We start from the raw sequence: 12,181 nt of genomic DNA, 5'->3' as shown, positions 1-12,181 counted from the left end.
GCTCAACTATTACCTGCTCGCGACCTGGCCCGGCGAATATCGCGACGACCAGCAGTCGCGCTACATCAACGAGCGTGCGCATGCCAATATCCAGAAGGACGGCACCTATTCGGTGGTGCCGCGCATGTGGGGCGGCATGACCAGCCCCAAGGAATTGCGCGCCATTGCCGACGTTGCCGACAAGTTCGCCATCCCGGCGGTCAAGGTCACCGGCGGCCAGCGCATCGACTTGCTGGGTGTACAGAAAGAGGATCTGCCGGGCGTCTGGGCTGATCTCAATGCGGCCGGCATGGTGTCTGGCGCCGCCTATGCCAAGGGGCTGCGCACGGTTAAGACCTGCGTCGGATCGGACTGGTGCCGCTTTGGCACCCAGGATTCTACCGGGCTGGGCATTCGCATCGAAAAGTTCATGTGGGGGGCCTGGACCCCGGCCAAGCTCAAGCTGGCGGTATCGGGCTGCCCGCGCAATTGCGCCGAGGCCACCTGCAAGGACATCGGCGTGATCTGCGTCGACTCTGGCTACGACATACATTTTGCCGGCGCCGCAGGCCTCGACATCAAGGGCACCGAACTGCTGTGCCACGCCGACAGCGAGGACGAGGCGCTCGAGATCATCGTGGCGCTGACCCAGCTCTATCGCGAGCAGGGCCGCTATCTCGAGCGCATCTACAAATGGGCCAAGCGCGTCGGCTCGGACTCGATCAAGGCCAATGTGGTTGAGGATATGGCCAAGCGCCGCCAGCTCTTCGAGCGCTTCGTCTATTCGCAGAAATTCGCCCAGGTCGATCCGTGGGAAGAGCGCGTCAACGGCCGCGACGCCCACGAATTCGCGGCCATGGCCGATTTCCAGATGTTGCAGGCAGCGGAGTGATTGCGATGAACGATTGGGTCGATATCGGCTGCCTCGAAGACGTTCCCCGCCGCGGCGCCCGCTGCATCAAGACGCCGATGGGCAAGATCGCCGTCTTCCGCACGGCTGACGACAAGGTTTTCGCCATCGACGACCAGTGCCCCCACAAGGGCGGCCCTCTAAGCCAGGGCATCGTCCATGGCGCGCAGGTCACCTGTCCGCTCCACAACTGGGTTTTCTCGCTCGAAACCGGCGTCGCCCAGGGCGCCGACGAGGGCGCGGTGCGGACCTATCCGCTCCGCCTCCACCAGGACCGCATCCTCATCGACACCCAGACTTTTGCGGCCGCCACGGCTGCCTGACCCATCGGGAGATTTCCAAAATGGACTATGTTGCTCCATCCGACTTCATCAAGAAGATGATCGACGCCGGCGAGGCCAAGGTTTTCATGTCGACCCGCGACACGCTGATACGCGCCTTCATGGCCGGCGCCATCCTGGCGCTGGCTGCCGCCTTCGCCATCACCATCAGCGTGCAGACCGGCCAGCCGCTGGCCGGAGCCATCCTTTTTCCCGTCGGCTTCTGTCTCCTCTACCTCATGGGCTTTGACCTGCTGACGGGCGTCTTCACCCTTGTGCCGCTGGCGCTGATCGACAAACGCCCCGGCGTGACCATTGGCGGCGTACTGCGCAATTGGGGGCTCGTTTTCGCCGGCAATTTCGCGGGCGCGCTGACCGTGGCGCTGATGATGGCAATCGTCGTTACCTTCGGCTTCACCCAGGCGCCGGACGCCGTAGGCGAACGCATCGGCCATATCGGCGAAGGCCGCACGCTCGGCTATGCCGCCCATGGCGCCGCCGGCATGCTGACCCTCTTCATCCGCGGCGTGCTCTGCAACTGGATGGTATCGACCGGCGTCGTCGCCGCCATGATGTCCAACTCGGTCACCGGCAAGGTTCTGGGCATGTGGATGCCCATCATGCTCTTCTTCTACATGGGCTTTGAGCATTCCATCGTGAACATGTTCCTCTTCCCCTCGGGCATCCTGCTCGGCGGCCAGTTCTCCTTCTGGGACTATATGATCTGGAACGAGATCCCCACCGTCATCGGCAATCTCGTCGGCGGCCTGACCTTTGTCGGCCTCACGCTCTACGCCACCCACAGTCGCACCGCCCCGTCGCGCAAAAAGCCCTCTGCCGTGGGCACCGTGCGCGAAATCAAGGCCAGCCCCGTAGCGGCCGAATAAACCAGGCAAGGAGACCGGGAGATGCACATCGTCACGCGCCAGCCGGGTGAAGCACAGCGTCCGCGCCTTGCCGCCCTCTCGACCCTTCCGGTCTTCTACACTCTCACCGGCAAGCGCGTTCTGCTTGCCGGTGGCTCGGAAGCAGCCGCCTGGAAAGCCGAACTGCTTGCGGCGACCGGCGCGACGGTTGAGATCGCCGCGCTAGAAGCCGAACTCTCCGAGGAAATGCAGGGCCTTGCCTCCTCCGGCCAGGTGACGCTTCTCGGCTGCCATTGGACGGTCATCTCCTGGGATGGCTACGCCATGGCAATCGGCGATTGCGAGGACGACGAAGAAGCCGCCCACTTTGCCGCCGCCGCGCGCCGGTTCGGCGTGCCGGTAAACGTCATCGACAAGCCTGCCTTCTGCGATTTCCAGTTCGGCTCCATCGTCAATCGCTCACCGCTGGTGGTGGGCATTTCGACGACCGGCGCCGCTCCCATTCTCGGCCAGGCGGTGCGCCAGCGCATCGAGGCTATGCTGCCAAAAAGCCTGATGGATTGGGCGGGCCTGGCCCGACAGATCCGCGAGCGCGCCACCAACCTCCTCCAACCCGGCCCCGAGCGCCGCCAATTCTGGCAGCGCCTCGCCGACGGGGCGTTTCACACTCCTGCTGAAGAAGCCGAACTCGAAAGCTGGATCGACGAGGCCAAGGGCACCGAAGGTGGCCGGGTCACCCTCGTCGGCGCCGGCCCGGGCGATGCCGAATATCTCACCCTCAAGGCCATGCGTGCCCTGCAGGCGGCCGATGTCATCCTTTTCGACGATCTCGTCTCCGACGAAGTGCTGGAGTTGGCGCGGCGCGAGGCCAAGCGCATTCTGGTTGGCAAGCGCGGCGGCCGCGATAGCTGCAAACAAGAAGACATCAACCGCACCATGATCACGCTGGCCAAGGCAGGCCGTCGTGTGGTGCGCCTCAAGTCCGGCGACCCGATGATCTTCGGCCGGGCCGGCGAAGAGATCGCCGAACTCAACCGGGCCGGCATTCCGGTGGATGTCGTCCCCGGTATTACCACCGCCCTGGCGCTCGCTTCCGAGCTAAAGCTATCGCTTACTCATCGCGATTGCGCCCAATCCGTCCGCTTCGTCACCGCCCATAGCCGCGACGGAAAGCTGCCCACCAATCTCGATTGGTCGGCCCTCGCCGACAAATCGACGACCCATCTCTACTATATGGCCGGCCGCACTTCGGGTGAGCTGGTGGCACGCCTGCTCGAGGCCGGCCTTGCCCCCGACACGCCGGTTGTTTTTGCCTCCAATGTCAGCCGTGCCGGACAGAACATCGTCCACACTTGCCTGCGCGATGCGGCCGACAGGGCCAAAAACCTCGATCTCGACTGCCCGATCATCCTCGGCATCGGCTCGGCCCTGCGCCTGCCCGCCGAAGCTCAACTGCAGGCCACGGCCTGACCATAAGGCGATTGACCTTGCCCCGAGAGGCCAGATTGGGTCATTGATGGCGGCGTGATGAACGCTGGCATGCCGTGCAGATGAGGTGGTTTTGGATCTGGTGGCTGGGACTGGCCCTGCTCGGCACCGCGGGCCTCGGCTTCTATCGCCAGGTGACTCTGCTCGGCGAGTTGGAACAGGCTGGCTCGACCCTGGCCGCCGAAGCCGCGCAACGCGCCGACCAGCATGATGCCCACCTGACGGCGCTCTCTGCCATCGCCCAGGCGGACAAGACCGACAGCAGCGCCTTTCTTGAGGTCGCCACCACCATCCTGCGCTTTTATCCGCGCATCGACGAAATCCAGCTTGTGCCGCTCGAAGACGCAGCGCCCATAGCCGGCACGAAGCCGCTGGAACCCAACCTCGCCGAGGAAGTGAAAGCGGCGGCAGAGGCCTCGACCGGCCAAACCACCTTGCTGACGACGCCGGAGCGCCCCGGCCACTACCTGATGGTCAAGCGCAGCCCGAACAGCGATGCGGCCCGCGACGGGTTGATGCTGGCCGTCGATGCAGCGCAACTGCTCGCGTCAGAAGCCACCTTCTGGCGGAATGGCAGTGCGACGCTGCGGCTGACCATGCCGGATGGGCACGTGGTCTACGGACCCGCGGAAATGCCTGCACCGCAATTTTCTCGCCGCCTCGGCAGTGCTACCCAACCACTGCTGCTGGAAGCGTCCATGCCGGTAAGTCTCAGTCAGTTGCTACCGCCCGATCGGCTGGCAGCAATCATCCTCGGTACAGGTCTCCTTGCTGCGATCGGTTCCGCCCTCGTGCAACAGCGCACTCGCACGCGCCTTGCCGAGCGCCGCGCCGAACTGAGCGACATGGAATCGCGCCTCGCCCATGCCTCGCGCGTCAACGCCATGGGCGAAATGGCGAGTGGCATGGCCCACGAACTCACCCAACCGCTGACCGCCATTCTGGCGCAAGCTCAGGCGGGCAAGCACCTCCTCGCCCGGCAGGATAATGCAGCCCTGGGTAAGGTGCTTGATGATACGGTCGGCCAAGCCCGCCGCGCCGCCGACATTCTCGAGCGGCTGCGCAACTGGTCACGTCCACAACGGCCGGTCGCAACGCCGGTCGATCTCGGCGCTGCAGTGCGTTCGGTCATCACGCTGCTGGAGGGCGAAGCTGCCCAACGCGCCGTCATCGTCCAGCCGCACCTGCCGGCCAAGCCGATCAGCGTCCTCGCCGATCCCGTCGAACTGGAACAGGTGATCTTCAACCTGCTGCGCAATGCCTTCGAGGCCCTGTCCGAGCAATCCGAGCCGCGCGACGTCAGCATCGCTCTTTCCGAAACCGATGGCGTGGCTAGGCTCGATATTGCCGACAATGGCCCCGGTGTCCCGTCCGAGCTCGTGCCAAAACTCTTCACACCCTTCACCACCACCCGGCCCGAAGGCACCGGTCTTGGGTTGGCACTCAGCCAACGTCTCATCGAACGGGCCGGCGGCGAGATTGCCTATGTCCCGCAGGATCAGGGCGCACTCTTCCGGGTGACGCTGCCTCTGGCAAAGGGAGATGCAAAAGCATGACCCAGCCAGTCTATCTCGTCGAAGACGACGAGGCCGTGCGCAATGCGCTGAGCCTGCTGCTCTCCACCATCGGCCTCAGTGTAAAAGGCTTCGGCGATCCGACCGCCTTTCTCGGGCAGTTGCCGCGGCTCGAACCAGGTTGCCTGATCCTCGATATCCGCATGCCCGCCATCAGTGGTCTGAAACTGCAGGAGCAATTGCTGGCGCAGGGCGTCGACTGGCCCACCATCGTCATTTCCGGCCACGGCGATATCGAGGCCTGCCGTCGCGCCTTCCGCAATGGCGCCGTCGACTTTCTCTCAAAGCCCGTCGACGAGCAGGACCTGATCGACGCCATCCAGCGCGCCCAGCAGATGCTCGATCGCAACCTCGGCGCCAAGGCGCTGCGGGCCGAAACGCTGGCGCTTCTCTCGGCACTGACCCCGCGCGAGACGGAAGTGCTTGAGCGCATTGCACAGGGGTTTTCGACGCGCGAGATTGCCGAAGGGCTTGGCCTGTCCCCGCGCACTGTGGACAGCCACCGCGCCGCCATCGGGCTCAAACTGGGCACCACGTCCCAGGCCGAGATGACGCGTCTCTGGCTCGAAGTGCAGGGCACTCGGTAGTTCTACCGAGACCGGCGCCAGCCCTACCGATTCATCCAAACCGGCACCGCGGCTAGGATTTCCTCATCACCAACGCAGAGGAAATCACCATGCTTCGCACCCTCGCTCTGACCGCCATGCTGCTGGCCCCCACCGCCACTTTCGCGCAGGACCTGCCGACCGCCCCCTACCTGCCGCTCGACCTTGCGACGACTGCAGCGCAGGCCGCGCTCGAAGCCTGCGCCGCTGGTGGCCACAATGTCTCGGTTGCCGTGGTGGCGCGCGATGGCGCGACCAAGGTCCTCCTCAAGGCCGACATGTCCGGCCCGCACACCGGCAGCAGCGCCGAAGGCAAGGCCTTTACTGCCGCCGCTCTCGGCCGCGATGCCGGCGAACTCGCTGATTTCATCGCCGCCAACCCGCAGAACGATGGCCTCCGCGACATGGACTCCCGCTTCGTCATCCAGGCTGGCGGCCTGCCCATCCGCATCGGCGAAGCCCTGGTCGGCGGCATCGGTGTCGGCGGTGCTCCGAATGGCGGTCTCGACGCCGATTGCGCCCGCGCTGGCCTCACCGCCATCGGCGCTGAATAAACACAAACGGGGCGAGCCACCGCTCGCCCTCGCTTATCCCTGCACAATTTTCGGGCGCGCTGCACAATTGATTGCCTTCTCCGGCGACTTGAATTAAACAAGTTTGCACTTGGAAAATAGGAGGCAACATGTCGGATTCGGTCGAAGGTCGCTGGGCTGAAATCTTCACGCCGCGCTACGCGACCGTGACGCTGATCCTTTGCCTCGGCGTGGCGCTCCTCGCCTTCAACGCTTTCCTCGCCTCCATTTCCCTGCCGACAGCCGTGCAGGAACTGGGCGGCGTGGCGCTGATTTCCTGGGCGCTAACACTGTTCCTTGTCTTCGCCATTGTCGGCGGCTCGGGCGCCGCGCTTCTCAAGCAGCGCCTTGGCGCGCGCACCGCCTTACTGGTCTCGGCCGGCGTCTTTTTGCTCGGCACCGTGATCGCCGCGAGCGCAACGTCCATGCCGCAAGTCCTGGTCGGCCGCGCGCTTCAAGGCCTCGGCGAAGGCGTGGTCTCGGCCATCTGCTTCGCCCTAATTCCCGAACTCTTCCCCTCGCGCCTCGTGCCAAAGGTCTTCGGCCTGCAGGCGATGATCTGGGCCATCGCCGCTTTTGGCGGCCCCGCCGCCGCCGGTCTCCTCACCGAAATGGTCTCCTGGCGCGCCGCTTTCCTCGTCAATGTGCCGCTGGTGCTGATCTTTGCCGCCATGGTTGTGATCAAGGTCCCTGCCCATTCGGCGGAGGATCGCGTCGTGGCACGTTTCCCCGGCTTGCGGCTGTTCGCCATCGGCGCCGCCATCATGCTTGTGGCCCTCGCCGGGCTCGCCGCCCCGCTGCCGGCCGCAGCCCTGCTGGTCGTTGCAGCCGTTCTCCTCGTAGCGACCGTCTGGATGGACGGAAGGGCCGAAGAGCGCCTGATGCCGCGCGACGCATTCCGCCCAATCTCGGTGGTCGGCACGGGGCTTTGGGTCGTCCTTCTCATCAACGTCGCCGGCGCAGGTTCGGCGGTCTATCTCGTGCTCGTCGTGCAGGAAATGTGGGGCTACAAGCCCGCCTCGGCCGGTGCCATCGCCGCGGTGCTCGCTGTCGCCTGGAGCGCCTCGGCCATCACCGTCGCCAATGTGCGCAGCAAGGAAACCCGCAAGACCCTGATCCGCCTTGGGCCTGGCATGATTGGGCTTGGTCTATTGCTGGTGCTGGCCGGGTTGCAGGTCGATCAGGTGGCCGTGGTCATCATCGGCCAATTGGTCATCGGCTGCGGCTTTGGCATGCACAATGGCTACCTCAACCTCTCCATGATGGAAGCCGCCAGCGACGAAGAACGCGACCGCGCATCCGCCCTGATGCCAACGACGCAATCGGCTGGCAATGCCATCGGCGCGGCGCTGGCTGGTGTCGCGGCAAATTCCGGCGGTATGGCTGTCGCAGTTTCCGCCGACGCGGTGAAATTCGCGATGGTTCCGGTCTACGTCCTCGGCGCCGCCACGGCAGCGCTGGCACTCGTTGCCGCCTGGCGCATGGTCAGCCTGATCAAGCCGCAGGACGCCAGCTCCAACTTCGCCGCCCACTAGAGGTCGGATTTGTCGTCCTGATGTCCCCAGACCGAGAAGGCACCTCCCAGCAGACGGTTGCGCGGATCGGTCTCGTCGAGGGGCGCCAGCGGATCGGGTTTTCCGAGTTCCGCCGAGCCGTGAGCCGGCGCCCAATCGAGCGCTGGATCGGGCTCGTTGACCATCATCGCCCGTGGGTTGTTTGAAATGCCGTAGACGATCCGATGGCCGATATCGGGCTGATCGAGCCCGGTCTCGATCAGGGTCGCCAGATCGTCGCGATTGAGCCAAAGCCGCGCCTCGCGCGGCGTGCCGGGGTCGCCCGCCGTGCAGATGCGAATGGCGAGGCACTCAATGCCGAACTTGTCGAAATAGAGCCGGCCCAGCGTCTCGCCGAAGGCTTTTGAGACGGCATAGAGCGAGTCCGGACGATAGGCGGCATCGAGGTCGATGGGAGTGTCAGTCGGCGTCGGATGCATGCCGACGACATGGTAGGTCGAAGCATAGACGACGCGCTTCACCCCGGCTTTGCGGGCCGATTCAAAGATATTGTAGCTGCCGATGATATTGGCATCGAGCACGGTCTGCCATCCGGCCTCCTTGGCCATGCCGCCCAGATGCACGACGCCGGAAATATCCCGCGCCATCAGCCGATCCACCGCCTCGCGATCCGAGAGATCGGCAATCTCCACTCCTCCGCCGTCCTCGTCCGGCCGGATGTCGGTCGCGAGCACCGCCCTGCCCTTTTGGGCAAACCAGCGGCGCATATGAGTGCCCAGCCTTCCGGAAGCGCCGGTCAGCAATATGGTGGACATGGGAACTTCCTTATTGCGGGGCGTCGGCGCGCAGGCGCGGATCGGGGCGCGGCACGGCGCCGATCAGGCTTTGCGTATATTCGTGCTGCGGCTGCTCGCAAATCTGCACCACGTCGCCAACCTCGACAATTCTACCATTTTTCATCACCGCCACCCGATCGCAGAAATAGCGGATGACCGAAATATCGTGCGAAATGAACAGGTAAGATAGGCCATACTCGGTCTGCAGGTCGCGCATCAGGTCGAGCACCTGATGGCGCAGCGACACATCGAGCGCCGAAGTCGGCTCATCGGCAATAATGAGGCGGGGCCGCACTGCCACAGCGCGGGCGATGGAAATGCGCTGCCGCTGCCCACCCGAAAAGGCATGCGGATAGCGATCGCCGATATCGGGCGGCAGGCCGACACGCGACAGCAGTTCGGAAACCCGATCCATCATCTGCCGCTCGGTCATGTCGGTATTGGTCCGCAGCGGCTCTGAAATGGTCTGGTAGATGGTCATGCGCGGATTGAGCGAGGAATGCGGGTCCTGAAACACCATGCGCACTTCGCCATAAAGCGACTTCATGCCGGCCTTGTTGAGCGTGGCGATATCGACCGGCTCGCCATCGCTCGGCCAATACATGACCTGCCCGCCGGTCGGATCGTAAACCCGCAGCAGCGTGCGCCCCAGCGTCGTCTTGCCGGAACCGGATTCTCCCACCACACCGACCGTCTCGCCCTGATTGATGGTTAGGCTCACCCCATCAATGGCTTTCAGATAATTGGTAGGCCGACCCATGAAGCCTGCATTGAGCGGAAAGTGCAGCTCAAGATTCTCGATTTTCGCGATAGGCCTCTCCGCCGTCGGACGCGGCGGACGGGGTGCCGGCGTTTCGAGTTTTAGCACCGAGCCAAGTAGCGCCCGCGTATAGGCCTGCTGCGGCCGCTCGAAGAGATCGAATACACCGGCCTCCTCCACCTTCTCGCCCCGGAACATGACCATGACGCGATCGGCGATCTGGGCGACGACGCCCATGTCATGGGTGATGAATAGGACCGCCATGCCGCGATCCCTCTGCAGTTCGCGGATCAGCGACAGGATTTCGGCTTGCGTCGTCACATCGAGCGCCGTGGTCGGCTCATCGGCAATCAGGATTTCCGGATTGCACGACAGCGCCATGGCGATCATCGCCCGCTGCCGCATGCCGCCTGAAAACTCGAAGGAATAGCGATCGAGCGCCTTTTCCGGCTCCGGAATGCGGACCCTGCCCAACAGCGCTGCCGCCCGCTTCCGCGCCTCCTCCTTGCTGACCTTTTCATGCAGCAGGATGGTTTCGATAATCTGGTGGCCGATCGTGTGGACCGCCGACAGGCTGGTCATCGGCTCCTGAAAGATCATGGCAATGCGCCGGCCACGCACTTCGCGAATGGCAAGGCCACGGCTGCCTAGCTTGGCGATATCAACCTCGCCCGAGCCGGTATCGAGCAGGATTTGACCGCCAGTGATGGTGCCCGGCTTGGCGACGAGCTGCAAAATGGCGCGGGCCGTCACCGACTTGCCCGAACCGCTCTCGCCCACCACGCACAGCGTCTCGCCGCGCTTGAGGTCGAAAGAGACATTCTTGACCGCGTGGGCAACGGATTTCTGGATTGGGAAATCCACCGAGAGATTGCGGACTTTCAGAATGGTTTCGTCTGACATGACCGGCTCACTTGGCATAGGGGTCGGCAGCGTCGCGGACGCCATCGCCGAGGAAATTGAGGGCCAGCACCGCCACGACGACGCAGATGCCGGGCACGAAGAGCCAGGGTGCCTGGGTAATGGCGCGCAGGTTTTGCGCGTCCTGCAGCAGCACGCCCCAACTGACGATGGGCGGTTGCAGGCCAAGGCCGAGGAAGCTCAGCGCCGTTTCCGCCAGGATCATGTTGGGAATGGCCAGCGTGATGGCGGCGATGATGTGCGAATAGAGCGAGGGCATCATGTGGCGCATGATGAGGCGGAATTCGCTAACCCCATCGAGCCGCGCAGCGATGACAAAATCCTCGCGGCGAAGGCTGAGGAAGCGACCGCGCACCACGCGTGCAATTTCAGTCCAGCCGATCAGCGAGAGGATGATCAGGATAGCAAAGTAGATTTGCAGCGGCGGCCAATCCTTGGGCATGGCCGCGGCAAGGCCGAGCCAGAGCGGAATGGTTGGCACCGACCGGATGAATTCGATGACGCGCTGGATGACTCGATCGATGAGGCCACCACGATAGCCGGAAATGCCACCCAGGATCAGCCCGATGATGAGCGACAGTGTCACGCCCACGAGACCGATCGACATGGAAATGCGCGTGCCGTGAATCGTGCGGCTGAGGAGATCGCGTCCAAGCCGATCGCCACCGATCAGGAAGAATGGATCAGCCTTATCCACGGGCCCGAGGAAGTGCCGATTGGCGTCCCAGATGCCCCAGAACTTGTAAGGCTGTCCCTCGACGAAAAAGCCGATGGGAATGACCTTTTCCGGATCGGGCTGGAACAGTCGACGAAAGCTCTTCGGATCAACCTGACTCTTGAACCCCAGGACATGCGGGGCAAAGCGCGTCCCCTCCTCGTCGGTGAGGAAGAGATGGATCTGCTGTGGCGGCGCAAAGGTATAGCGCGGGTCGAATTTGCCGGGATCGTATGGCGCGAGAAACTCGGCAAAGGCGGCCACGAGATAGATCAGCACCACGACGACGAGGGCGACCATAGCGAGGCGATGCCGGCTGAACTTGTGCCAGATCAGCGTCCACTGGCTGGCAGCAACGAGGCTGCCGGCATGCACCTGCTGGTCGAGCAGTTCGGCATCCTTGGCGGTATCGAAGGGCGCGCTCATGAGAGACGGATCCGCGGGTCGGAAATGGCGAGGAGGATGTCGGAGATCAGGGTGCCGATGAGCACCAGCCCGCCGGTGAGCAGGATGAAGGCGCCGGCCAGGTACATGTCCTGGCTCTTGAGCGCCTGCAGCAGCAGGGGCCCGGCCGTGGGCAGGTTGAGAACGGTGGACACGATGAGTTCGCCGGAAATGAGGGCAGGAAGCACCCAGCCTATGGTGGAGATGAAGGGATTGAGCGCCACGCGCACCGGATAGGTCAGAATGAGCCGGCCCTCGGGCAACCCCTTGGCGCGGGCGGCCTCGACATAGGGCTTGTGCAACTCATCAAGGAGATTGGCGCGCATGATGCGGGTCAGCGCCGCCGTGCTGCCAAGACCGATGACAAGGATCGGAATCCACGCGTGCTGGAAAAAGTCCCAGACTTTCGCGAGCGAGAATGGCGCATTCTCGAAGGCCGGCGAAAAGAGCCCGCCCACCGAAACGCCAAACCACATGGTTGAAATGTAGAGAAGCACGATGGCGACCAGAAATTCCGGCACAGCGGTAGCGAGAAAAGCAAAAGTCGTCGTCAGATAATCAATGACCGAATATTGGCGCACTGCCGAGATGATGCCGATGGGCAGGGACACCGCCCACATGGTGATCAGCGTCAGGAACGAGATCAGCGCCGTCATCCCCATGCGGCCCCAGACCAG

12 protein-coding genes are annotated in these 12,181 nt (G+C 63.8%); 8 read left to right on the top strand and 4 right to left on the bottom strand.

The features are described 5' to 3' along the window. From ABW043_RS14475 to ABW043_RS14440, 8 genes are all read left to right on the top strand, one after another. Positions 1-871 (top strand): ferredoxin-like domain-containing protein (locus ABW043_RS14475; protein ID WP_502908649.1); only part of this gene is annotated, 871 nt, incomplete at its 5' end. A gap of 5 nt (positions 872-876) precedes the next feature. Further along, a complete protein-coding gene (nirD, locus tag ABW043_RS14470) occupies positions 877-1,212 on the top strand; it encodes a nitrite reductase small subunit NirD (RefSeq protein WP_353921912.1) in 336 nt (111 codons plus the stop codon). Positions 1,213-1,232: 20 nt separating this feature from the next. After that, entirely contained in the window at positions 1,233-2,096 is an 864-nt protein-coding gene (locus ABW043_RS14465) for a formate/nitrite transporter family protein (protein ID WP_353921911.1), read from the top strand. A 21-nt stretch (positions 2,097-2,117) separates the two neighbouring features. Then, complete coding sequence (gene cysG / locus ABW043_RS14460; protein WP_353921910.1) at positions 2,118-3,545, top strand: siroheme synthase CysG; 1,428 nt, start codon at positions 2,118-2,120, stop codon at positions 3,543-3,545. 80 nt (positions 3,546-3,625) lie between these two features. Next, entirely contained in the window at positions 3,626-5,119 is a 1,494-nt protein-coding gene (locus ABW043_RS14455) for a sensor histidine kinase (RefSeq protein WP_353921909.1), read from the top strand. Then, positions 5,116-5,724, top strand: a complete 609-nt coding sequence (locus tag ABW043_RS14450) for a response regulator transcription factor (RefSeq protein WP_353921908.1) — start codon at positions 5,116-5,118, stop codon at positions 5,722-5,724. The genes ABW043_RS14455 and ABW043_RS14450 overlap by 4 nt, the downstream gene beginning before the upstream one ends. Before the next feature lie 89 nt (positions 5,725-5,813). Beyond that, positions 5,814-6,296, top strand: a complete 483-nt coding sequence (locus tag ABW043_RS14445) for a GlcG/HbpS family heme-binding protein (RefSeq protein ID WP_353921907.1) — start codon at positions 5,814-5,816, stop codon at positions 6,294-6,296. Between the two features lie 128 nt (positions 6,297-6,424). Beyond that, a complete protein-coding gene (locus ABW043_RS14440) occupies positions 6,425-7,849 on the top strand; it encodes an MFS transporter (protein ID WP_353921906.1) in 1,425 nt (474 codons plus the stop codon). On the opposite strand, the gene ABW043_RS14435 is transcribed toward ABW043_RS14440, so the two are convergent. The 4 genes from ABW043_RS14435 to ABW043_RS14420 all read right to left on the bottom strand — a co-directional run. After that, the gene (locus tag ABW043_RS14435) at positions 7,846-8,643 is read right to left on the bottom strand and encodes an NAD-dependent epimerase/dehydratase family protein (RefSeq protein ID WP_353921905.1); all 798 of its coding nucleotides are present in this window, start codon (positions 8,641-8,643) and stop codon (positions 7,846-7,848) included. The two genes, ABW043_RS14440 and ABW043_RS14435, sit on opposite strands and share 4 nt — an antisense overlap. A gap of 10 nt (positions 8,644-8,653) precedes the next feature. Beyond that, positions 8,654-10,327, bottom strand: a complete 1,674-nt coding sequence (locus ABW043_RS14430; RefSeq protein ID WP_353921904.1) for an ABC transporter ATP-binding protein — start codon at positions 10,325-10,327, stop codon at positions 8,654-8,656. 7 nt (positions 10,328-10,334) lie between these two features. After that, positions 10,335-11,486, bottom strand: a complete 1,152-nt coding sequence (locus ABW043_RS14425; protein ID WP_353921903.1) for an ABC transporter permease — start codon at positions 11,484-11,486, stop codon at positions 10,335-10,337. Next, a partial coding sequence (locus ABW043_RS14420; protein ID WP_353921902.1) for an ABC transporter permease occupies positions 11,483-12,181 on the bottom strand: 699 nt, incomplete at its 5' end. The genes ABW043_RS14425 and ABW043_RS14420, both read right to left, overlap by 4 nt.

This window comes from Devosia sp. (genome assembly GCF_040509215.1).
GTDB lineage: Bacteria > Pseudomonadota > Alphaproteobacteria > Rhizobiales > Devosiaceae > Devosia.
The sequence above is the reverse complement of the archived record's forward strand: the minus strand, read 5'-3'. Positions and strand labels throughout refer to the sequence as shown.